This window comes from uncultured Cytophaga sp. (genome assembly GCF_937863595.1).
Classification (GTDB): Bacteria; Bacteroidota; Bacteroidia; order Cytophagales; family Cytophagaceae; genus Cytophaga.
The window spans coordinates 1-21078 of the sequence record NZ_CALMGQ010000010.1 but is presented as its reverse complement, the minus strand read 5'-3'; the positions used below and the strand labels follow the sequence as shown (position 1 = coordinate 21078).

Genomic DNA, 21078 nt, shown 5'->3' with positions numbered 1-21078 from the left:
ATGGCATTCATTAAAAATAAAATAATATTACTTATAACTTCATTCGTAATAAGTATACAATTACAAGCAATTCCTACACATCCAGACACGGTAAAGGTTGGAAGTTATATTTTAAGTTTGCATGATATAAATTTTCATGACAAAGAATATACCATGCGTTTTTGGTTATGGTTTTTATATAACAATAAAGATTTTGATTTTACCAATCAAGTTGAACTTCCAAATGCAAAAAGTTTAGAGAAGCCCGAAGTGCAGGTAGATACTATAAATGGCAAGACATGGGTATTGATGAAAATGAAATCTGTGATGAAGCAATCATGGAATGTAAACGATTATCCTTTTGATGAGCAACATATAAATGTTTCCGTAGAGAATACCTTGTACGACAAAAACTGGCTGGTTTTTGAAGTAGACTCTTTAGGTAGTAATTTTGCACCAACTATGAATGTTGATGGATGGAAAATAAAAGATTTTAAGGTAATGCGAGGCGTGAATGAATATCAAACTGCTTTTGGTGACCCAAGAGTTCATAATAATAAAGCAGATTATGACACATTCAATATTAAAATGACCCTTGAAAGAAATGCAATGGGTTTATTTATGAAAATTTTCTTGGGTATGTACATTGCTTTTTTCATTGGAAGCATTAGTTTTTTTATAGACTTAAAAGAAACAGAATCTAGATTTGCACTCCCTGTAGGTGGTTTATTTGCTGCTGTTGGTAATAAATATATAATTGATTCCTTATTGCCAGAAACATCAGAATATACATTGGTTGATACCTTACACTCCATCACGTTCTTATTTATATTCTTTACAATCTTCTTAAATGCATACTGTATAAAATTATACGAACACAACAAACTTTCGAAAGCATTTGCCTCAAATTATTATGGATCAAGAATTATGATTGGGAGTTATTTAATTTTAAACATATTCTTTGTATCTATGGCGGCATTCTTTTAATCTAATTTTACAAATAAAGTAATTAATAAAACATGTCCATTTCAATCGATACAATACGCATAGGAAAAAAATATTACATCGTCAACTATGGTGAACGACACGAATTTATAGTACTTGAGCGTATAAGCGATTCTGATTTTCTATTGAAAGATTTATCTACATTAGAAAAATATAATTTAGCAGATTTTCTAATGTATGGAAAAGGAAAAGATTATGAATTGTTTGAACTATGATGTTTCAAAGGGTATTTTATCGTTGTTATTACGGTGTCTGCAGTAAAGACTATCCAGTATTTAACATTTTAAAGGCTTTAGTTGCATCCAACCAAAAATAAAAAAGAAGTCTAACACTACAAAATAGTAGCTACTAGTGACTCTTCGCTAAGGACTAGCAACAAGTTCCATATACAGGTAGAGATGGATGCAGAAAGAGCAACGATGAATGATTGAAAAGAAAGAATGTTCGAAACGTTTTAAAATTGCGTGTTTCAAAAACAAAAAATACAAAAACCTTTTAATATTCCTCTAACTGTTCAATTTCTTGCTGGTAATCAAATTGTAAATCTTCATGCAAAGAGCTTATTGATTTTTTAATTTTAGTAAGCTGTCTATTGTACAAATTTTCAATCACAGGACTATACCCAATTTTAATACCCGTAGCTTTCATTTTTTTGCAAAAATACATGAGTACTTCAATCTCCGTATTCTTTATTCCTGAATATTTAATGTATTTTGAAATCGATCGAACTATTTTTTGAAGTCCTTTTTTAGCAAAATAATAATTATCCATATTCAATTCTTCGAAAAGAACATCCATATCCGATTTTATTGCTCGTATATAATCCGACTCATTATCAGATTCAAAAATCAAATACGTTAACAGTTCTTTACTCTCCTTTTTATACTTAGCCAATCGCAAACACAATTCAACAAGCTGTTTAGGAGGCAGTGCTGTCAACTCTTTTTTTAATTCATTAATAGTTGCTGCTTTCATACGACATCAATCAAAAAATCTCCAGCTAATACCAAAATCAATCGTCCAAGGGATACCCGTATAATACGGTGTTGCATAATATCCTTTACCAAATAATCCCCCGATATTGGATACTTTTACAAACAAACGAGCGGTACGTATTTGCATGTTCACAAAAAAATCAACCACAACAAATTGGTTTACATAATTAAAATTCTTTAAATCCGTACCTGCATTTTCAGTACCTGAATATTGTGTTACATAAAATTGTTGTATCAATGGATTGTAGCCGTTTGCTTGATAAGCGCTTCTATAAAGTACATCGAAACCAGTTTGCAATAGTGTAGCACGTTTAAACAACCAAGCTTCTACAAACAATTGGGTTGCATTTACATATTTGGGCATTTGCAAATATGTTGACCCATCCTTATTTAATTGATTGTATTGAAATTCATTATAGATATGAACTTTCCATAAATTAAACCTAAGGCCTAACTTTGGCTGAATGTGTGTTAATGTATTTGTAAATTGCGAAGGATTACCTGCTTGTGAAAAGTATATATAATTGTTATATGAGCTTATTGCTATAGACGGAATTACATCGATTCTCTTTTTTTTCATCGCATATTGAAGGAATACACGATTGGTTTTTTGAAGTTTGAAACTATTATCCCAAGATGTAAGGTTACTTCTATATGCATTTTGTAGCATGGTTGGTGAAACATTCCAAGTAGATGCTTCAACCAAAAAACCTTTATATGTACCATTTGCAGCTAGCATATAATTATTATCAGCGTTTTTACCACTATTCATAATCTGATATTCAGCTTTAGCTTCGATATATGAAACCTGAGAACTATCAATATAGGTTCTTAGTTGACCGCCAGCATACAATTCATTCGTTTGTGTTTGGAGCGGATCAAAGGTTATAAATTGTTTTGATTGATAACGTGTCACATATCGATCCTTTACATATGCCGAATAAAAAAAATTATGCCTAGAACCTTTTACTCCAGCTCTATTATCAATTAAATTAAAATCTGTTCTATCCGTTATTTGCTGAAAGCTAAATCTTCCGTAAGTATTATAATCCGTGAATTGCTTATAGAAGCCCGTATTAGATGCCAATGCATTATCATCATATCTATTCACTCTATATGAGTAATCAAGACGGTAAAATACCTGTAATGCATTTTCAGGTAAAATACTGTAGTGCTGATACACACGATAATTATATCGTTTATCTAAAGAGCGCGTACTATTGTAAGCCAAGTATACTTTTTCAAGTTGATTGTCAAACAAATCAGTTTTATCATCTACTTTTCCATTTGTTGTGTCGGGTCTAATCCCTCCTGTCTCAAAATTGTGTGCTTCTAAATAATTAAACGTTGCAAGCAAAAAATAGCGGTTATTTTTAGAATGATGAGAAACATAAAAATCAAATGCATAATGCTCTGCTTGTCTATCGTTACGTTGCACGTATCCAATGATTTTTTTTGAAACAATACGTCGTAAATCAACACCTACATTCCACTGGGCATTTATATTTCTAGAAAAAGCAACATCTAAACTTTGTTGCCCTCTACTTGCTTGATAGTATTTTAATTCTGCATAGGGTGATTTCGTATCAAAATATTTAATATCATCTGCTTTATTTTCATACGGATCAAAAGCTGTAAAACCTGTTTGAACACCCAATTGATTGGGTATAAAAGAAGTGATGCATTTTATGGGTGTAGACCAATTACCTAAGTCTTGACTGTATTGACTGTTTTTATAAATGTACCCGTAGCGCTGTATACTTGCTAAGCTACTATCGATTTCTCTATGTAATCCTCTATTCAGAAATACATCTTCTTCGGTACCATAACGCATACTGTGGTACCCATATAATTGCTGGGTACTATCGTTTAAAATTTGAGCATGAGAAGAAAAACAAATTCCTATCAGAAAAAGTATTAACCAGTTTAACGTACTTACAGGATTATGTAAAATCATTCGATTTATTATGAAAGACTATAGAGTCTCTTATCTATTTTTTGTTGAACCAAATCCAGAAGTGCATGTTCATTGCTATATACGGTTAATTCTATAGGAATATATCCCCACATAGTTGATGACTTAACTTCTTTTAACAAAGGTACAATTTTAACCCAATCTTTTTCAGTAGTTATGATTTGAACGGAATCATAACTTTTGCATACTTCTTCCACCAAGTTGATATCTTTAGAGGTAAATGCGTAATGATCTGAAAAGTTAAAATGCTTTACAACATCCAGATTCAGTTCTTTTAAATATGTTAAAACAGGTATTGCGTTAGCAATTCCTGTAACTACAATTACTTTATTTTTAAGAGGTTGTATGTCAATTGACGTATGATATGAACCATACGAAATGCCTGTATAATGAACAGGTACACGAGGTTTTATGTAGGGTAAAAAGCCTTGATGAGATAGAGGCTTATAGGTACTTGGTGTCTTTGTAACCACTACAACATCTGCACGTGCAGCACTAATTTTACATTCTCTCAACCTTCCAGAAGGTAACACCCAATCCGCATAAAATGGATCGTTATACTCCGTTAGCAATACATTAACATCACGCTTAATTTTTCGATGTTGAAATCCATCGTCCAAAATAACCAATTTAAGATCGGGATATAGGTTCAATAATTCCTTTACACCTTGCACACGGTCTTCGCACACCGCCACAACATAGTTATTATTTGCATGCGAATAAATCTGAAAGGATTCATCCCCAATATCGTGAATGGTAGAATCTACACCTGCCAATACAAATCCTTTCGTTTTTCTGCCATATCCTCTACTCAAAACTGCCGTTTTATACGTATTTGAATAGGTATTTACTAGGTATTGCGTAAACGGCGTCTTACCTGTACCGCCTGCTTTTAAATTACCTACACAGATTACAGCAACAGGTACTTGTTCGCTCGTAAAAAAACCTAGATCATACATTTTATTCCTACAGATAGTAATACCTGTATAAATGATTGTAAAAGGGAATAATAAAATTTTTAGAAAAATCACGTTATATTTATACTGTTCTTAAATTTTAGGCAAATTGCAAAGTCAGGCTCATTTTCACAAATCTTATGCCACGTATCGTTGAAATTATTTCTTTTTTAGAAAATTTTGCACCACTATCCTATCAAGAGTCGTATGACAATTGTGGATTATTGGTAGGTAATAAAACAGAACCCTGCACAGGTATTCTAGTTTGTTTGGATGTTATAGAAGATATTATAGATGAAGCTATTAGCAAAAATTGCAACTTAATTGTAGCGCATCATCCCGTTATATTTTCAGGATTAAAGAAACTTACTGGTGCCAATTATGTAGAACGGATTATAATCAAAGCTATCCAGCACAACATAGCCATCTATGCCATACACACTAATTTAGATAATTTAGAACATGGTGTAAGTGGTATGCTTGCCCAAAAACTAGGCTTACAAAATGTACAGGTACTTGCACCTAAAAAAGGCACACTTTCAAAACTCGTAACCTATATACCTATTGCGGATACGGAAATGGTTCTGAAAGGAATATTTGAAACAGGTGCAGGTTCTATTGGTCAGTATAGTGAGTGTTCGTTTGTGATACAAGGCGAAGGATCTTTTCAGCCGCTTGCAGGAGCACATCCACATATCGGAGAAGTTGGTAAAAAAGAAAAAGTACTCGAAAATAGGGTTGAAATTATGTATCCCAATTATTTGGAATCAACCGTGGTAGCTGCGTTATATACACATCACCCTTACGAACAGCCAGCATTTGACCTCATTCCTTTGCTAAACCAACATAATCAGGTAGGTAGCGGCTGTATTGGGGATTTAGAAAAACCGATGCAACCAAGGGATTTCTTAGCATATATTAGTAAAACATTAGAACTTTCTTGTGTACGATTTACGACTGCTTTCACAGGTGAAATAAAAAAAGTTGCTCTTTGTGGTGGCTCTGGAAGTTTTTTATTAAAAAATGCAATTACCTCACAAGCAGACGTTTTAATTACTGGAGATTTTAAATATCACGATTTTTTTGATGCTGAAGACCGTATTTTAGTATGTGATATTGGACATTATGAAAGTGAAATTCACACAAAAGAATTATTATTCACTGTTTTGACGAAAAAATTTGTTAATATTGCAATCGTTTTAACGAGTATTCATACAAACCCTATCGGTTATTATCAACTGTAAATGGAACAAACTACAATCGCTCAAAAATTAGATGCTTTAGTCAAGCTTCAATCAATCGACTCAAAGTTAGATGAAATTATAAAGGTAAGAGGTGATTTACCGGAAGAAGTTAGAGATCTAGAAGATGAATTAGCAGGGTATGAAACCCGTTTATCAAAGCATGAAGGTGAAATCAATTCTATGGATGAAGGCATCAAAAACTTCAAAAATGGTATTAAAGAATCTGAAAAGCTTATAAAGAAATACGAAGAGCAACAAAAGAACGTGCGTAACAACCGTGAGTTTGATGCAATCAGTAAAGAAGTTGAACTGCAACAATTAGAAATGCAGGTTTCTGATAAAAAAATAAAAGAAGCGCTTCAACAAATCGAGTTCAAAAAAGAAGAGATTAAAAAAACGGAGCACAATTTAAGTGAACGTAGAAAAGATCTTGAGAATAAAAAACAAGAACTTGATGTAATCATTTCAGAAAGCCAAGAAGAAGAAGTTAAATTAAACAAAGATCGCGAAAAAGCTGCAAAGCAAATTGAAGATCGTTTGTTGAATTCCTACAATAAATTAGTAGACAACTTCCGCAATCGTTTAGCAGTAGTTTCTGTGAAACGTAATGCTTGTGGAGGTTGCTTCAACACAGTTCCACCACAACGTCAAGGTGAAATTCGTGAAAGAAAGAAAATCATCGTATGTGAACATTGCGGCCGTATTTTAGCGAACGTAGAATTCGTAATGGAAACATTAAAAAAATAATAATTCTTTGTTAAAGAATTGTATTACATATTTAATTCAAAAAAGGGTGTATCTAAGAATACACCCTTTTTTATTCTGTCTACTTTTTTCATTCCCCTCCTATTCGAGTTATTATTTTAATTCAGAACTCGAATTAGCTTACAAAGAAATTATTCAATTAAAAATCATTGAGGCAAAGACACGCATCAATACAGAGCAGCTTCGTGACCCGCAAAACGGAATACCTGTTTACCTATTATCATTAGCAGAAACCACTGCCCTATTATTTTCAGAAGACGAAACAAAATATACTCAAATTAAATCCTGCGAATCTGCTTACCTCAAGTTGATTCAATCAAACAATCTAGCTTCATCGCCCTATCATAATTTTTGTTTGGCTGAAATCAAACTTCAGTGGGCATTTACGAAGATGAAATTTAATGATGAGGTAGCTGCTGCAGTTGCAACCAAGCAAGCATTAAGTCTTTTAAATGAAAATTTAAAACTACACGCAACGTTTGTACCCACTAAAAAATCTTTGGGTTTATTAAATATTCTGATTGGTTCCATACCAAATTCTCATGCTTGGATCGCATCATCCCTTGGATTTAAAGGAAACATAACAACGGGTATGCAAATGATACAAGATGTAATCGATAGCAAAACCATTTATTTACAAGAAGGATATTTAATTAAAATTATTGCAGAACAATATATTTTGAATCGAGATCCAGGTTTGGAAACAATGAAATATCTTGATAATAGATATCCGAACAATATTTTATATACCTTTTTATATGCTTCCGTTTTGGGCAAAAAAGGAAATTCAAAAGAAGCCATTCAACAAATCGAAACAATTTCCAAAACCAATGCATACCTATCTATTCCTACAATAGATTATTTACAGGGAGATCTGTTATTACAGCAAGGAAAATACATCGAATCGCGTTATTATTTTAACCGTTACATTCAAATGTTTAAAGGCAAAAACTTATTAAAGGACGCTACTTTTAAATTATTTTTATCGTATTGGTTGAACGACGAAGATGAAACAGCACTGACGTATTGGAATACAATAAAAAATATTGGTCAAGCTACCTACGAATCCGATAAATATGCTCAAAAAATTGCGTTAAGTAATGAGCTCCCAAATAAGCAACTCACAAAACTTCGCTATTTTACCGATGGAGGATATTACACAAAAGCCTTTGAAGCATTCAACACTACAAATTTAAGCGATTTAAAAACAAAGAAAGATAAGATTGAATATTATTACAGAGCTGCGCGCTTGTATCAAAAAACCGGCAGGCAAAATGATTGTATTCAGTACTATGTAAAAGTTATAAACTTATCAAAAAAAAAAAAAAATAATTATTACTACGCTCCCAATGCAGCCTTGCAACTAGGTTATATTTACGCAGAACATCATAATAATAATTTAGCGCGCAATTATTTTCATAAAGCAATTGCGTATAAGAATCACGAATACGAAAATAGCATCGAACAAAAAGCAAAGATTTCTTTGAGTGAACTAAAATGAAACGCATCGCTTTAACAGAAGATATAGATACTTTCATTCGAAAGACATTGTTTTGGTTGGATAAAAACGCAGATACGTTTACCTACTTAAATCCAAATCAATATGTGCATTATCCGCAAAAAGCATTTCGCCATCTAATTGCATTCGGTTCTGATTATAGCCTTCAGATAACAGACACAACAAAAATTTTTGAAGCATTGGAGCAAACAAGAAACAACTACCCTATGGATTGGTTGTTCACCTTCCTTTCCTACGATGCAAAAAATAGTGTCGAAGCAGTACAAACCAACAAGAAACAACCAATAGATTTCAAAGCTGCCACCATCAATATACCCAAACATGTATGGGAAATTACAGCAACTGAAATTCACATATTGAAAGGTGATGCAAGTGGAATTGTCAATCAAATAAATACATTTCAACATACCGAGATTACAAAACGAGATACCCCCATCAAAATAAGCCATCTCGTAACAAGAGATGAATACATTCATCAAGTAACACGCATTCAAAAATTCATTCAAGAAGGAAATGCGTATGAAATTAATTATTGTATTCCGTTTACAGGCACAGGTACGTTAAATCCAGTAGAAACGTATTTAAAATTAACAGCGAAAAATCCCATGCCCTTTTCCTGTTGTTACAAATTTGAACAGGACTATATTTTATCCGCTTCACCAGAACGCTTTATTAAAAAAGTAGATTCAACCATTTACTCTCAGCCCATCAAAGGAACAAGCAAGCGAGGAAGCAACCAATTTGAAGATGAAGCATTCAAGAAAACATTAAGTCTTTCTGAAAAAGAAAAAGCAGAGAATACCATGATTGTTGACTTGGTGCGCAACGATTTATCTCGCACATCTATTCCTGGTAGTGTCACAGTGCCTGAATTAAGTGGTATCTATTCCTTTCCAAATGTGCATCAACTGATATCTACCATACGTGCGACAAAAGACCCTGCATTCTCCAGCATAGAAGTTATCAAACAAGCATACCCGATGGGAAGCATGACAGGTGCACCCAAAGTGAGTGCGATGAATTGCATTGATGAAACAGAAGTATGTGCACGCGGACCATTTTCAGGAACGATTGGTTACATGGACCCAAACGATGACTTTGATTTTAATGTATTGATACGAAGTATTTTTTATAATGCAGAAAGCAACCAAGTATTCATGGAAGCCGGGAGTGCCATAACGGTTTATGCAGACGCAGCAACAGAATATGATGAATGCATGTTAAAAATTGAACCCATGTTGGCAATTTTATCGTAAGTAGTCGGATGGAAAATGAACTAGAAACCTTTGTAAATAATTCAAATTTTGTACTACCAGGTCTGGTTCTATTTATTTTAGCTTTTTGGCTTTCATTTACGTTGTTGGGGTATTCTGTTTTTAAAGTTGCAACAGGTGCATCAAATTTTCTTTTTAATCAACACATATTGTTCCATTATCGATTAACCATTCAGGAAAAAGGAACCCTTGAATATAACAATTCTTTTTACAGAAATTTGAATGCCAGAAACAAGAGAAAGTTTGAATGCAATGTCAAATACTTTATTCATAAAAAAATATTTGAAGGAAGAGGTGGCTTGAACGTTACGGCAGATATGAAATTATTGGTAGCTGGAACTGCGACACAAATAGCATTTGGTCACTTCCCTACTATTTATGAACATTTTAGACGCATCGTAATTTATCCAGAAAAATATTTTTCGGCTACTACCCAACGTTATCATCTAGGTGAAGTACAAACAAATGGAGTGATTAAATTATCTTGGAAAGCTTTTATTGAAGGCGCTCAAATTAAAAATGATGGCGTACATGTTGGTTATCACGAAATGGCCCATGCCTTAAAAATTGAAGACTCAACATTACACGATACCGAGCACTGCTTTATGGATAAAGATGCACTTAGAAATTTTCATCATTATGCAACAAATCGAATACAAAAACATTCTGGAAATGCTTTTATGCGTGATTATGCATTTAGTAATTCTGAGGAGTTGTTTGCTGTAAGTATTGAGTATTTTTTTGAAATGCCGAATCAATTGAGAAAAAATGAACCAGAGATTTATAATTACCTAACAATTATATTGAATTTGGACCCAATAAATCATCAAAATCCAATTGTACGTTAACAGTGGTTCATAATATTCATTGGTTAGATACCAAATAAATTGTATTCATTTCAGACTTATAATTGTTTGAACAATGCAGTTTATTTGTGTAATGTAATGATACGAATTCAACCTCTATTTTATCCATTCATTGCCTTTAATGGTATTACAAAAGTTGAATCATGAGCAAAATTATACCAATTGTGTACGAATCGCATCTGAATTACATATCTTTGTCTCTATAGAACACCATTTGAATGATTGAAGTAGGAAAAAATAATGTATTAACAGCTTTACGCATGACAAGCGTTGGTATGTATTTGGGTAACGATGCGGGTGAAGAATTGCTACTACCCAACAAATACGTACCCGACGATTTAAAGGTAGACGATGATATTGATGTATTTATTTATAAGGATTCAGAAGATCGATTGATTGCTACCAATTTAGAACCCAAAATTAGATTGCATGAATTTGCCTGCTTGACATGCAAAGATGTAAATAGTACGGGTGCATTTTTAGAATGGGGACTTGAGAAGGATTTAATGGTGCCATTTAGAGAGCAAAGCAAAGCGATGGAGGTTGGTAAGCGCTACCCTGTCTATTTGTATTTAGATGAACGTACGGGTAGATTAGCGGCATCTAGCAAAATTGAAGGCTTCATTGAAAAACAACATGTAAGCCTAGAGGTTGGTGAAAAAGTTCAGTTACTAATCTGTTACACAAGTGACCTTGGCGTAAATGTCATAATCAATAATCGATACAAGGGCATCATTTATCACAACGATTTATTTACCCATATTTCTATCGGTGATAAAGTAGAAGGGTATATTAAAAACATTCGAGAAGAAGGTAAAATAGATGTTACCTTACAAAAGACTGGTTACAGTCAGATTGAAGATTCCGCAGAAAAAATATTGACCAAACTTCGTTCCGCTGGTGGTGTATTGAAATTGACGGATAAAAGTGATTCCGAAGAAATCATGTTTCGTCTGCAAATGAGTAAAAAGAATTTCAAAAAAGCAATTGGTGGTTTATACAAACAAGGTATTATTCGTCTTGAAGAAGATGGAATTTATCTTGTATAAAAATTACGTATCTTTTAAAAATAAAGACCTTCGTTTATTACAAACGAAGGTCTTTATTTTTAAATTCATATTCTATTTTAAGTGAAAATGTGGTGTGTAGCCTTTAGGTTTTGTTCTATCGCTAATCCTTCTATAGTATACACCCCGAAATGATCTAATGCAGCCTGTGAGAATCTTATTTCACATCAATACCCCATTAATAGGAACAGACTTTTCAGGTATCGTTTCATCCCCCATCATTTCCTTTAAATCAATTTCTATTGTATTGCAAATAGAAGTCATGGGTGTATCAAAACGATTGTTGCTGAAGGGATAGGCATAAACACTGCCGTTTAAATAAATCATGTGAAATACCCAACCAATAATAACCGTTATAGGTAATAATATCCATGTAGTGGTTGCTATTTCAACTTCTGACAATAAACTAAACGGTAATAAGGTGATGAAGAAATACAAAAAAACGTTTGAAAAGAAATGATAGGTTGGTAGAAATGGAGTTGATTTTATCCGTTCCGCTATACCTTGGTGGGTATAAAAATTGGTTAACATCAAATCGATTTGCATGTGTCTAAATTCACTTATAAATTCTTTTTTATGTAAGTCGTTGATTGCATTCGATTGAGACAACATCAATTGTGTGGCAGTATTGTGCTTCGCTGTTACGAAGTTAAATTCCTCAACAGATAAGTACTTTAATAACTCTTTTCTCCATTTAGGAGATAATTTCTCATCTCTGAGTTGCATTCGAAGCGCATTTACATACGCAAAATGTCTATTTATAATTTCATGTATGGGTTTATGAGAACATACATCATCAGGACCAGTACCGACAAAGGTCAACAATTGCTTTGCAAAAGATCTGCTATCATTTAATATTGCTCCCCATGCTTTACGTGCTTCCCACCAACGATCGTAGGCTTGACTATTAGAGAAACCCAACAAGATAGCTAATGCAGTACCCAATACGGCAGTCACTGTGCCAGGAACGCCCCAATCATGATAATAATTGGTAACTTTTAAAACAATTGCTATAAAAACGATTGTTAAGGAATATGCTATATTCTCTTTAGAGATTTCAAATATATCCTTAACATTAAATCGATACTTAACTATCATATGGTTAACAGCTCAAATTTTTGATTAAAAAAAAGCAGTCTTTGTAAATTACAAAGACTGCTTTTTTTTAATAATTATTTTTAATTATAATCTCCAAGCTAAACCTGCACGTATGTTTGTTACTGCTGAACCTACACCAACTTCAGCATAAACAGCCGTTTTTTGCGTGAAATATAATCTAAATCCAGCAAAAAGACCACCTGCTGGACCGACATTAGAATATGTTCTATCCGCATAATCATTTCTCCAGCTACCTATTTGACCATGTGTACCCCAACCTTCATAAACTTCTTTTTGTTTTTCCATACTAATTCTTGCACCTGCATTCACACCAGCATACAAATCATATTTAGGAGCTAGACCAATTAAACGATTAAAGTGGTATTCACCTCTTGCTAAAATAAATGTATTGGTTTGAGCATATTTAGAATGTTGATAGTAGTCATCATTTTGATGATAATCTCTTTCAGAACCAAATGCATTAAAAGCAATTTCACCTCCTATAGTAATATCATCCCAAAAAGCCTTTTGCAATGAAATAGAAAAAGTTGGTATTTGTAATTTATTTGAATAATTATCATTCCAGTTTCCACCATAATTATAACCATTTCCATTGCTATAATTATAATGATTAAATCCATTATAATCACCCCCACCAACTCCAACTCCAAAGTCAAGAATAAAATCCCCTTTATTGGTTGCCGCTTCTTGTCCCGAACCTTTCATTTGTGCGAATGTTGCGGTGCTTGCAAACAAAGAGCAAGCAATTGCTAGTATCGATAGTATTTTTTTCATATTATTTAAGATTAATTTAATAAGTAAAACTAATTGAAGTAATTATTATATACAAATGTATAAAGGTTTAAGACCGATTTTTTATACAAAATGAACCAATACTTGTAAATTTACCATTTATTGAAACGATTTACTTTTTCTTTTTCTTCGTTTTCTTAGGAACATAGCTCGGATTCATTTCTGCATCTGCTTCTTTCAACAATGCTTTCCAATTATCATTCACATCTTCGGTCAAAGCCAAGGTTGTATCGTAATCAGTTCCTGTAATTTCAATCACATTAATTTCCTTTCCTAAAAAAGTTTCCACTTCTTCTAAAACAGACTTCTCTTCCAAACTACAGAAAGAAATAGCAGATCCTTTAGAAACACCTCTACCAGTTCTACCCACTCGGTGTACATAGTTTTCTGCAAGCTCAGGCATGTCGTAATTTACTACATACTCTACTCCTTCAATATCAATACCACGAGCACTAATATCTGTTGCAATCAACACCTTAACCTCTCCACTTCTAAACTTATCCATAGAATCTGTGCGATCTTCCTGCTCTTTACCACCATGCATGGTAACCGATGGTATTTCAACTCGAAGCATGGCGGCTTGTACACGTTCTGCACGCACTTGTGTACGCACAAATACAATCACCTTACTTTCGGGATGTTCTTTAAGCAAACGCTCTAAGAAGAAGCGCTTATCGTCCATATTGATAAAAGCAACCGAATGTGTAATGTTTTTTGAAACACGATCTTTGGGTGCAATTTGAATGCGTATCGGATTTTTAACCAAGGAATAGGCCAACTTCTTAACCTCTTCATTAATAGTAGCAGAGAAAAATAAGGTTTGGTGTTTTGGGGGAAGAAACTTCTTTACATCTTGAATATCTTTGTAAAAGCCCAAATCCAACATGTGATCGGCTTCATCCAATACCAATATTTTAACTTTCGTTATTTTTATATGTTTTTGATAAATCAAATCAAACATTCTACCAGGAGTCGCAACCAATACATCAATACCATAATCGGCTGCTGCGATTTGTGCTTCTTGCTCAACACCACCTGTAATACAAATTGTACGTAAGCGGGTATGCGTCCCTATTTTTTTAAATACTTCCGATATCTGAATGGCTAACTCCCTGGTTGGCGCTAACACTAAACACGAGATGTCGGTATGTTCTGATTTCTGAACATTGATAAGTTTATTTAAAATAGGAATTACAAAAGCAGCGGTTTTACCCGTACCTGTTTGGGCGATCGCCAATACATCTTCACCCGCCAAGATTGGTGGTATAGATTTAAATTGTATATCAGTTGGACGGTTAAAGCCAGCTTCCGCTAAACTCTTTTTTATCCCAGGAGCAAGGTCGTATTGTTCAAATTTCATTGTATCAAAGATACGGAAAATAGATTAGATAAATGGGGTGGATATACGTCTTAGTGAAACCTATAAGGTTTTATAATTCGAAGTGTGTATTCTAAAATGAATAGCAGTGTTAATTGTCACTATAGTACCAAACAATATAGAAACCTTATAGGTTTGAAGGTAAATAGGTTTGTAAACTAATTGCATTATCCTCTCTTTTTTCGTTATTTGAATATTATTCGCTTTTTTATACTGTATGTGGAATCAACTGCTCCGAACAAAAAATATCGATCATCCTCCACAAGAGGAATCGAGCTTAAAACGAACTTTAACGTTTAGAGATTTAACGGCCTTAGGTATTGCAGCTGTAATTGGGGCGGGTATTTTTGGAACGATTGGTCAGGCTGCCTATGACGGCGGACCGGGTATTATATTTCTGTTTATTATTACTTCCTGTGGCTGTTTGTTTTCAGCATTTTGTTATGCTGAATTTGCTTCTTCTACACACGTTTCAGGAAGTGCATATACCTATGCATATATCACCTTTGGCGAATTGATAGCTTGGATTATTGGCTGGGATTTATTTATGGAATATGCCGTAGGTAATATGGCCGTAGCCATCTCATGGTCGGATTATTTTACGGCTTTTTTGAAAGGCTTACAGATTGATTTTCCGCATTGGTTAAGTATGGATGTTTTCACGGCTATGGAACAAAAAACGCCAGCAGCACTGGAAGCCTTTGCGCAAGCTCCTCGCCTCTTTGGCTACCCAATTATTTTCGATTTGCCTGCCATTACCATTACACTTTTAATTACCATCCTTGTATATATTGGGATACAAGAATCCAAGCGTACCAATAATGTATTGGTACTATTTAAAATCACGGTACTTTTACTCTTTATCATTGTTGGGTTCACTACCGTCAATACAGACAATTGGCAACCGTTTATCCCAAATGGTTGGTCGGGTATTTTTAAAGGAACTGCAGCAGTGTTCTTTGCCTACATTGGTTTTGATGCGCTCTCTACCACAACCGAAGAATGCGTCAACCCTAAAAAAGATTTACCGAAAGCAATCTTTGCTTCACTCCTTATTTCAACATTTATCTACATTGCTATTGCGCTCGTGATAACAGGCATGGTACATTATAATACATTGAATGTTGGCGATCCTCTTGCACATGCCTTGGAACAAACAGGCTTGCATAAATTCGCAGGCTTGCTATCCTTCTCTGCAATTGTGTCTATGACAGGCGTGTTATTGGTATTCCAAATCGGACAGCCTCGTATTTGGATGAATATGAGTCGAGATGGCCTGTTGCCCAAAGTACTTTCCACCATTCACCCCAAATACAAAACACCTTCTGTAGCTACCATATTAACGGGTGTGTGCATCATTCTACCACTATTGTTTCTAGATTTGAAACAAGTAGTCGATCTAACCAGCATCGGAACACTCTTTGCTTTTTTAATTGTTTGTTCAGGAATCTGGATAAAAAAACCGTCGACAACAACCGATACTTTTAGGGTTCCGTTTATTGGCAGTCGATATGTATTACCACTTATCATGCTTCCAATTACATTCTTATATCTTCAATCCATAAGCAATGAACTTGCCTTCGATCTGATACACCTTCCAATTTATTTTTGCGTTTTGTGTATCTTCATTACAATTGGTTATGGTAGTTTTAAAAACAAATCACTCATACCAGGCATTGGTGTGTGTTTAAACTTATTACTGCTCTCTACCATGCATCACGAAAATTGGATGCGCTTTTTGATTTGGTTGGTGGTAGGTTTAGTGGTGTATTTTGGATATGGGAGGAAACATTCTATTTTAGCTAAAGCTTAAATTCAAGGATTTGGGGTTGAAATTCCAAATGACAAAAAACAAATTCCAAACGGAAATTAATTCACCGAATACCATTACCCCTCGATTTTAATCATAAACCTTAGACTTTCAGAATTAAGCTTTCTACCCAAAACTTTTCTGCCATTCTGTCATATAAAGCATTTTTTTAGTATATTTACGTCTATTACAGCTATAAGGAACAAACCATTCCTGATATTGCATTCAAGCTACATGAAACAAATCGTTCAAGACTTAGATATACTTCCTTCTGAACCAACAGCAGAGGAAAAAGCTGCTTGTGATTTACCTCGAGTTACACAAGAGTTGAATACAGGGAAACAGCGTAAATTATACATTGAAAGTTATGGCTGCCAGATGAATTTCTCTGACAGCGAAATTGTAATGTCCATTCTTACGCAAGAAGGTTTTGACACGACTTCAACACCCGATAATGCAGATGTTATTTTACTCAATACCTGCTCTATTCGTGACAATGCCGAACAAAAAGTGCGTAACCGATTGGTGCATTTCAAAGGTTTAAAAAGAAATAAGCCTTCTATGATTGTGGGCGTGCTGGGCTGTATGGCCGAACGCTTAAAAGAACAAATATTAGAAGAAGAAAAAATAGTAGATATGGTTGTCGGTCCGGATGCGTACCGCGATTTACCAAATTTAATCAATGAAGTAGACAGCGGACATAAAGCCGTAAACGTATTTCTTTCTCGTGAAGAAACCTATGCGGATATTTGTCCCTTGCGTTTAAGTGGCGATGGTGTTTCGGCCTTCGTATCCATCATGCGCGGTTGTGACAATATGTGTTCGTTCTGTGTTGTTCCTTACACACGTGGTCGCGAGCGCAGCAGAGATGCAGATTCTATTTTGAAAGAAGTAACAGAGTTGGTTGCGAATGGCTACAAAGAAGTTACCCTACTCGGCCAAAATGTAGATTCATACAAATGGTCTGCTAAGGATGCTAGCGAAAAAGTTACCTTCGCACAATTGTTGGAACGTGTAGCGCTTGTCGATTCAGACTTACGTGTACGTTTCTCTACCTCACATCCCAAAGATATTACGGATGAAGTGTTGTACACCATGAAAAAGTACAACAACATTTGTAACTCCATACACCTTCCCGCACAAAGCGGAAATACCCGTATCCTAGAATTGATGAATCGTACCTACACACGCGAGTGGTATATGGAACGCATCACAAAGATTCGTGAAATATTAGGCAACGATTGCGGCATTTCTTCCGATACCATTGCAGGTTTTTGTTCTGAAACAGAAGAAGAACATCAAGATACCTTATCGTTGATGAAATTTGCAAACTTTGATTTTGGCTATCAATTTGTATACAGCGAACGATCTGGAACACCTGCTGCGAAAAAACTTGCAGACGATGTACCAGATGATGTAAAACAAAGACGACTAACCGAAATTATTGTTGTTCAACGTCAACTTTCGTTGGAGCACAATCAAGCACAAATCGGTACGGTCCAAAGAATATTGATTGAAGGCGTTTCCAAAAAATCTGAGAACGATTTGAAAGGAAGAAACAGCCGCAACATGATGGCAATCTTCCCGAAGAAAAATTATACCAAAGGGCAGTATGTAGATGTATTGATTACAGGCTGCTCGGGAGGTACGCTGTTCGGAGAAATCGTAGAGAAAGTATAGAGTACGGAGTACTGAGTACAGATTATTTTATACTTCGTACTAAGTACTCTATACTTAGTACTTATTACATAATTCATAATTCATAATTAAAATACATGTCTCTAAATCAGGAACTACAAAGCGTAAAGCAACGGTTTGGCATCATTGGCAATGCTCCTGCTTTGAATCATGCCATACAAATTGCGATTCAGGTTGCGCCTACCGACATGACTGTATTGATTACAGGAGAAAGTGGTAGTGGTAAAGAATCGTTTTCTAAGATCATTCATCATTTGAGTACGCGCAAACATGGACAATTTATTGCCATTAACTGCGGTGGTATTCCGGAAGGGACGATTGATTCCGAATTATTTGGACATGAGAAAGGCTCTTTTACTGGCGCGCAAGATGCACGTAAAGGGTATTTTGAAGTAACGAATGGTGGCACTATTTTTTTAGATGAAATTGGTGACATGCCACTGGGCACGCAAGCACGCTTGTTGCGCGTATTGGAGAGTGGTGAATTTATTCGTGTCGGTTCTTCAAAAGTTCAAAAAACAGATGTACGTGTAGTTACCGCAACAAATGTAAATCTACTAGAAGCTGTTCAAAAAGGAAGATTCAGAGAAGATTTATATTATCGCTTGAATACAGTTCCCATATATGTTCCGCCTTTGCGCGAACGTGGCACAGATATCGATTTGATCTTTAGAAAATTCGCTTCCGACTTTTCAGAAAAATACAAAATGCCTCCTGTTCGCTTGAATGATGAAGCGAAACAATTACTTATAAAATACCGTTTCCCTGGCAATATACGTCAGCTTAGAAACATAGCCGAACGAATGTCTGTATTAGAGACAGAACGTGATGTACAAGTAGAACAACTCCGAAAATATTTACCTGTTGAAAGTACCTTACCAGCCTTATCCGGGAATGGTATAAAAACAGATGATTTCTCTGAACGCGATATTTTGTATAAGATCCTTTTCGATATGAAAAAGGATATGAACGATTTGAAAAAATTGGTATTTGATTCTCTGCAACAAGAAACTTATGGCAGCCAAATCATCAATAAGCACAGCGATCTATTTCATAGTATCGGACCTATAGATGAAACGCTACCGAGCAAACCCTCTTTTGTATTCCACAAAAATCCACGCGATGAAGACGAAGACATTGAAGTGGTGGAAGATATCGATCACAGCACAGAAGACAATAGCAATGAGTCACTTTCTTTAGATGAAAAAGAAAAGGAAATGATTTTAAAAGCATTAAAAAAGAATCACAACAAGCGTAAGTATGCTGCTCAAGATTTAGGCATATCCGAACGTACCTTGTATCGTAAATTAAAGTTGTACCAAATTGATGAAAACGAAAGCAATGGTTAAGTATCCGCTCGCAGTAATTTGTTTGCTATGCCTACTATTGAGTGGCTGTGTTACGTATAATTTTACAGGCGGTAGTATTCCTCTTAATATTAAAACAATATCCATTCAAAACTTTTTCAATCAATCGGGTAACGGTCCGCCGTCCATGAGCATACAATTGACAGAGAAATTCAAATCCTTTTACCAAAACAATACTAAGTTATTGGTTGTAAAGGAAAATGGTGATTGGAAATTAGATGGTGTAATAACGAAGTATTATGTACAACCCATTGCTCCTCAAGCAAATCAAACGGCTGGACAAACAAGGTTAACCATTACCATCAATGCTGCGTTTACAGATGAACTGAACAATAGAGAATTCAAAAAAGACTTTTCGTTTTATGCAGATTTTGCACAAACGCAGTCTTTGTCACAAGTAGAAAATGAATTGGTGAATACCATATTAGATCAATTAGTCTTAATGGTATTTACTGAAACAACATCCAACTGGTAATTGAATAAACAACGATACATAGCGCTTTTAAAGAATCCTTCTGAACTTACAAAGGAGGACATTCCGGACATTACAGAATTGATTGATCAATTTCCGTATTGCCAAAATGCGCATATATTATTAGCCAAAATCCAAACAGAGATTGGTAGCATGCATGCAGCCAAACTTACTAGAAAAGCTGCCTTATATACTTCTGACAGAACGAAGTTAAAAAAACTGTTGCAACCACAAGAGTATTCAAATACGAGTGAATTAGAGGCGCAAGGAACTTCAAAATTACTTTTGCAAGAACATGTTGCCAATACTGCACGCATCCAAAAGCTAGAACGTTTATCAGAAGAAATTCAAGATTCAGCAGCTACTGCTGTAATTCCTATTTCCAATGTTCAACCTACAGAAAAAGAAGTACCAGTACCTCAACAAACTGAAAAGCCAGAAACACTAGAGCCAAGAGTGTTCAATATTAAACACGAGGCTGATAAAAAAGCGAATGACTTTTTAAAAGAATTAGAAGAAAACCTTTTAGCATTAAAAGAGTCTAAGGCACGTGCAGCGGGACTCTTACCTCCTAGTTCAAAAATTGAACCTATTAAAGAAAATGTTTCCGCTTCTTCTTTTGCCATTACACATTCATCTGAAGTAGATATTGATAACGCTGTACATACTGAAAACATAGATGTTACGAATATTGAATCCATTGATAATGGTGTACCGGGTTATTCCATCCTTGTTCAACCAGATTCCGATGCAGAATTTTCAAATCCGAGCATAGAGGTTTCTGAAACAACTGCAAA

General features: G+C 34.7%; 18 protein-coding genes and 1 pseudogene. 13 read left to right on the top strand and 6 right to left on the bottom strand.

All coding sequences use genetic code 11. From position 1 onward, the window contains the following. Together Q0543_RS00955 and Q0543_RS00950 are read left to right on the top strand one after the other, a co-directional pair. Window positions 1-966 (top strand): hypothetical protein, encoded by a 966-nt coding sequence (locus tag Q0543_RS00955; RefSeq protein ID WP_299247781.1) that lies wholly within the window; start codon window positions 1-3, stop codon window positions 964-966. Between the two features lie 32 nt (window positions 967-998). Next, entirely contained in the window at window positions 999-1199 is a 201-nt protein-coding gene (locus tag Q0543_RS00950; protein WP_299247779.1) for a hypothetical protein, read from the top strand. A 280-nt stretch (window positions 1200-1479) separates the two neighbouring features. Here Q0543_RS00950 and Q0543_RS00945 read toward each other — a convergent pair whose 3' ends face one another. Genes Q0543_RS00945 through lpxK form a run of 3 tightly spaced genes read right to left on the bottom strand, consistent with a single transcriptional unit; the run spans window position 1480 to window position 4985 of the window. Beyond that, a complete protein-coding gene (locus tag Q0543_RS00945; RefSeq protein ID WP_299247776.1) occupies window positions 1480-1959 on the bottom strand; it encodes a hypothetical protein in 480 nt (159 codons plus the stop codon). A 6-nt stretch (window positions 1960-1965) separates the two neighbouring features. Beyond that, window positions 1966-3936 carry a putative porin gene (locus Q0543_RS00940; protein WP_299247773.1) on the bottom strand — a complete coding sequence of 657 codons (1971 nt, stop codon included), beginning with the start codon at window positions 3934-3936 and terminating at the stop codon, window positions 1966-1968. Window positions 3937-3944: 8 nt separating this feature from the next. After that, on the bottom strand, window positions 3945-4985 hold the full coding sequence (lpxK, locus tag Q0543_RS00935; protein ID WP_299247770.1) for a tetraacyldisaccharide 4'-kinase: 1041 nt from the start codon (window positions 4983-4985) through the stop codon (window positions 3945-3947). Window positions 4986-5050: 65 nt separating this feature from the next. Here lpxK and Q0543_RS00930 point away from each other — a divergent pair, with 65 nt between their 5' ends. The 6 genes from Q0543_RS00930 to Q0543_RS00905 all read left to right on the top strand — a co-directional run bounded on the left by Q0543_RS00930 (window position 5051) and on the right by Q0543_RS00905 (window position 11627). Continuing rightward, entirely contained in the window at window positions 5051-6154 is a 1104-nt protein-coding gene (locus Q0543_RS00930) for a Nif3-like dinuclear metal center hexameric protein (RefSeq protein ID WP_299247767.1), read from the top strand. After that, window positions 6155-6901: a C4-type zinc ribbon domain-containing protein gene (locus Q0543_RS00925; protein WP_299247765.1), complete on the top strand. Its 747-nt coding sequence runs from the start codon at window positions 6155-6157 to the stop codon at window positions 6899-6901. Window positions 6902-6947: 46 nt separating this feature from the next. Continuing rightward, a complete protein-coding gene (locus Q0543_RS00920) occupies window positions 6948-8420 on the top strand; it encodes a hypothetical protein (protein ID WP_299247762.1) in 1473 nt (490 codons plus the stop codon). Then, window positions 8417-9694 (top strand): anthranilate synthase component I family protein, encoded by a 1278-nt coding sequence (locus Q0543_RS00915; RefSeq protein ID WP_299247760.1) that lies wholly within the window; start codon window positions 8417-8419, stop codon window positions 9692-9694. Before Q0543_RS00920 ends, Q0543_RS00915 begins: the two co-directional genes overlap by 4 nt. Window positions 9695-9702: 8 nt before the next feature. Next, window positions 9703-10560, top strand: a complete 858-nt coding sequence (locus Q0543_RS00910; protein WP_299247758.1) for a zinc-dependent peptidase — start codon at window positions 9703-9705, stop codon at window positions 10558-10560. A 236-nt stretch (window positions 10561-10796) separates the two neighbouring features. Then, a complete protein-coding gene (locus tag Q0543_RS00905) occupies window positions 10797-11627 on the top strand; it encodes a S1-like domain-containing RNA-binding protein (protein ID WP_299247755.1) in 831 nt (276 codons plus the stop codon). A 180-nt stretch (window positions 11628-11807) separates the two neighbouring features. Here Q0543_RS00905 and Q0543_RS00900 read toward each other — a convergent pair whose 3' ends face one another. The 3 genes from Q0543_RS00900 to Q0543_RS00890 form a co-directional block, all read right to left on the bottom strand. Beyond that, window positions 11808-12743 (bottom strand): bestrophin family ion channel, encoded by a 936-nt coding sequence (locus tag Q0543_RS00900; protein WP_299247753.1) that lies wholly within the window; start codon window positions 12741-12743, stop codon window positions 11808-11810. An 84-nt stretch (window positions 12744-12827) separates the two neighbouring features. Beyond that, window positions 12828-13538, bottom strand: a complete 711-nt coding sequence (locus Q0543_RS00895; RefSeq protein ID WP_299247749.1) for a hypothetical protein — start codon at window positions 13536-13538, stop codon at window positions 12828-12830. A 130-nt stretch (window positions 13539-13668) separates the two neighbouring features. Beyond that, window positions 13669-14916 (bottom strand): DEAD/DEAH box helicase, encoded by a 1248-nt coding sequence (locus Q0543_RS00890; protein WP_299247746.1) that lies wholly within the window; start codon window positions 14914-14916, stop codon window positions 13669-13671. 235 nt (window positions 14917-15151) lie between these two features. Here Q0543_RS00890 and Q0543_RS00885 point away from each other — a divergent pair, with 235 nt between their 5' ends. The 5 genes and pseudogenes from Q0543_RS00885 to Q0543_RS00865 form a co-directional block, all read left to right on the top strand. Beyond that, window positions 15152-16747, top strand: a complete 1596-nt coding sequence (locus Q0543_RS00885; protein WP_299247744.1) for an amino acid permease — start codon at window positions 15152-15154, stop codon at window positions 16745-16747. Between the two features lie 231 nt (window positions 16748-16978). After that, complete coding sequence (gene miaB, locus Q0543_RS00880; protein WP_299247741.1) at window positions 16979-18424, top strand: tRNA (N6-isopentenyl adenosine(37)-C2)-methylthiotransferase MiaB; 1446 nt, start codon at window positions 16979-16981, stop codon at window positions 18422-18424. Window positions 18425-18519: 95 nt separating this feature from the next. Further along, complete coding sequence (locus Q0543_RS00875; protein WP_299247738.1) at window positions 18520-19791, top strand: sigma-54 dependent transcriptional regulator; 1272 nt, start codon at window positions 18520-18522, stop codon at window positions 19789-19791. Beyond that, window positions 19769-20284, top strand: coding sequence for an LptE family protein (locus Q0543_RS00870; RefSeq protein ID WP_299247735.1), 516 nt, complete (start codon window positions 19769-19771; stop codon window positions 20282-20284). Before Q0543_RS00875 ends, Q0543_RS00870 begins: the two co-directional genes overlap by 23 nt. After that, window positions 20285-21078, top strand: a pseudogene (locus Q0543_RS00865) (hypothetical protein); the annotation flags it as partial. It lies immediately after the preceding gene.